This is a genomic window from Campylobacter sp. US53 (assembly GCF_004378995.1).
GTDB classification, from domain to species: Bacteria; Campylobacterota; Campylobacteria; order Campylobacterales; family Campylobacteraceae; genus Campylobacter_D; species Campylobacter_D jejuni.
In genome coordinates this window covers 1-229 of the sequence record NZ_RYYH01000049.1, presented here as the reverse complement: position 1 = coordinate 229, position 229 = coordinate 1, and the positions used below count along the sequence as shown (strand labels likewise).

1 protein-coding gene is annotated in these 229 nt (G+C 31.9%); it reads right to left on the bottom strand.

The annotated features are described in order from the left end of the window. On the bottom strand, positions 1–229 hold a 229-nt coding region (locus ELQ05_RS08255; RefSeq protein WP_208336100.1), incomplete at both ends, for a cation:proton antiporter.

Here is a 229-nt window from a genome sequence, read left to right as displayed (position 1 = left end):
AAGCTGTATTAAGCGCTACTCTTTTTTTAGTGTAAAGAAATAAAAAGACAAAAACTATGCCAAATTTTAAAGCCATTACAAGAAGGGTTAAAACTATGTTTAAAAACCAATTTTGCGCCACTACATCAAGTTGAATTTGCATGCCTACAGTTATGAATAAACGCCCTAAAAGCAACTCTCTAAATGGGATTAAGTCCGCTTCTATTTTGTGTTTATAATTTGTTTCTGC